The 2,533-nt window shown below is 70.1% G+C and carries 2 protein-coding genes; both read right to left on the reverse strand.

Translation table 11 applies throughout. The features are described from left to right. Positions 1 to 88 precede the first annotated feature (88 nt). The gene (locus D7V93_RS41615) at positions 89 to 1,453 is read right to left on the reverse strand and encodes a M16 family metallopeptidase (RefSeq protein ID WP_120648509.1); all 1,365 of its coding nucleotides are present in this window, start codon (positions 1,451 to 1,453) and stop codon (positions 89 to 91) included. 138 nt (positions 1,454 to 1,591) lie between these two features. Beyond that, on the reverse strand, positions 1,592 to 2,533 hold a 942-nt coding region (locus D7V93_RS41620; RefSeq protein ID WP_147451631.1), incomplete at its 5' end, for a zinc-dependent alcohol dehydrogenase family protein.

A 2,533-nucleotide genomic window follows, 5' to 3' on the forward strand; every position in this document is an offset into this window, starting at 1 on the left:
GCTTCGGGGGAGGGCTTGGGGGTGGAGGCGCAACCGGCGAGCGACAGCGCGGCGGCGACCACGAGGGACACGGATGGATTGGACTTCATCACTTCGTCCCTCCAGCGGCGGCGGCCTTGGGGGTGAGGGTGAGGACGGTGAGGTTCGGATCCACGAGGTATTTCTTCGCGAACGCGGTGAGCTGCTCCGGCGTCACGGTGCCCAGCTGTCGCAGGTAGCTGGACAGGGCATCGGGGGGGCCCATGACGCCCGCGTAGAGGGCCAGGTCGATGGCCACGTCGCGCGGCGTCTCCTGGTCCATGAGCATGCCGTAGCGCACGTGGTCCTGGATGGCCTTCACGCGAGCGGCGTCCACCTTGCCATCGATCAGGGCCTTCACCTCGCGGCGCAGCGAGGCGTCCACGGCGGCGCGGTGCTTCTCATCCTGGAGGGTGGCGTCGATGGGGAAGAGGTACGGATCGCGGTGCGGGGTGCTGTAGATGTTCAGCGATTCGACGAGCTGCTTCTCCAGCACCAGCTCCTTGTAGGCGGGGCTGGTGTCGCCCACGAGGTACTCGGCGAGGACGGCCATGATGGCGGCGTCGGGCGTGTCGGCGCGGGCGGCGGGGGCGTGCCACGCGAGCACGTGGCGCGGCTGGGTGGGCTGCGGCCAGTCCACGTGGATGGCGCGCGCCTTCTGCTGCGCGGGCTCGGTGGGGATGGTGACGGTGGTGGCCTTGCGGCTCCAGGCGCCGTACTGCTTCGTCACCTCCGCCAGGACCTGGGCGTCGTCGAAGTCACCGACGATGAAGAGGGTGGTGTTGGCGGGCGTGTACCAGCGCTCGAAGAACGCGCGGCTGTACGCGTAGGCCTTGGGCATGGCCTGGATGTCTTCGTAGAAGCCGAGCGTGGTGTGCTGGTACGTGTGGCGCGTGAAGGCCGTCTTCGCCAGCGACTCCTCCAGCTTGAGGTTCGGGCTGGCCGCGTTCTTGTGGTACTCGCCGAGCACCGCGAGTGCCTCCGTCTGGAAGGACGGCTCCGAGTACGTCAGGTTCTGGAAGCGATCCGCCTCCAGGGCAATGAGCTGCTGCAGGCCGGCGGTGGGGCCGTACACCTGGTAGACGGTGATGTCGTCGGTGGTGAAGGCGTTGTCGTCGAAGCCGAAGCCGCCGAGGATGCTCTCGCGCTGGCCCTCGGGGTGGGCCTTCGTGCCCTTGAACATCATGTGTTCGAAGAAGTGCGCGAAGCCGGTGCGCCCCGGCTCCACCTCGTTGCGCGAGCCGACGCGCACGGCGGTGACGTAGGCGACGATGCCAGGCGAGTTGAACGGCACGCGCACCACGGTGAGCCCGTTGGGCAGGCGCGTCGTCTTCAGGGTGTAGGGGAAGAAGCGGGAGGCCTCCTGTGGCTGGGCGGAGGCCGGGAGGACCGGCGCCAGCAGCAGCAGCAGCAGGAGAGGCAACAGGCGGGGCATGCGCGAACCCTTTCGGTGCGGGGCCCGCCCACCACCTTGCGAGCGGGCCCGGAAGTCGCGCGGGACGTTACGCCGGAGGTTGTCCTTCCAGCAGAGGGAATCTTCCGGCGTGTGTCGCGTCCACGCCAGACGGGGCCATCACACGGAGATGACGATCTTCCCGAAGTGGCCGCCGGACTCCATGTAGCGCAGGGCCTCGCGCGCCTCGGAGAAGCGGAAGACGCGGTCGATGACGGGCTTCGTCTTCTGGGGCGTCATCGCGCGCAGCATGTCCTCGAACATGGCGCGGCTGCCCACGTAGGTGCTCACGATGCGCAGCGGCTTGTTGCCGGTGACGGCGGGGTCGGGCTTGCCCGGAGCGCCGGTGAGCAGGCCGATGAGGGCGATGTGGCCGCCCTCCTTCGTGGCGCGCACGGAGAGGGGCAGCGTCGCGGCGCCGCCCACTTCCAGCACGTGGTCCACGCCCTGGCCGCCCGTGAGCGCGAGGATCTCCGCGGCCCAGTCCGGGGACTTCTTGTAGTTGACGAGCCCCTCTGCACCGAGCTGCTTGCCGCGCTGGAGCTTGTCGTCGCTGCTGGACGTGAGGATGACGCGCGCGCCGAGGATGCGGGCGAACTGGAGGGCGAAGATGGACACGCCCCCGGTGCCCTGGGCGAGCACCGTCTGGCCGGGCTTGAGGCCGCCCTGCGGCACGAGCGCGTTCCAGGCGGTGACGGCGGCGCAGGGGAGGGTGGCGCCCTCCTCGAAGGACAGCCAGTCGGGCAGGAGCGCGAGCCCTTCGGCGTCCAGGCAGACGTATTCGGCGAGGACGCCGGGGATGCCGCCGCCGAGCGCATGGGCGACCTTCTCCGGGGTGCGCTCGCCGTCGGTCCACACCTGGAAGAAGGTGGGGGCCACGCGGTCCCCGGGCTTGACGCGGGTGACGCCGGGGCCGACGGCGACGACCTCGCCCGCGCCGTCGGAGACGGGGACGAGGGGCGTCTTGGTCCCCGGGTAGGTGCCCTTGGCGATGATGAGGTCGCGGTAGTTGAGGGACACGGCGTGGATGCGGACGAGCGCCTGGCCGGGGCCGGGTTGGGG

Source organism: Corallococcus llansteffanensis, assembly GCF_003612055.1.
Taxonomy (GTDB): domain Bacteria; phylum Myxococcota; class Myxococcia; order Myxococcales; family Myxococcaceae; genus Corallococcus; species Corallococcus llansteffanensis.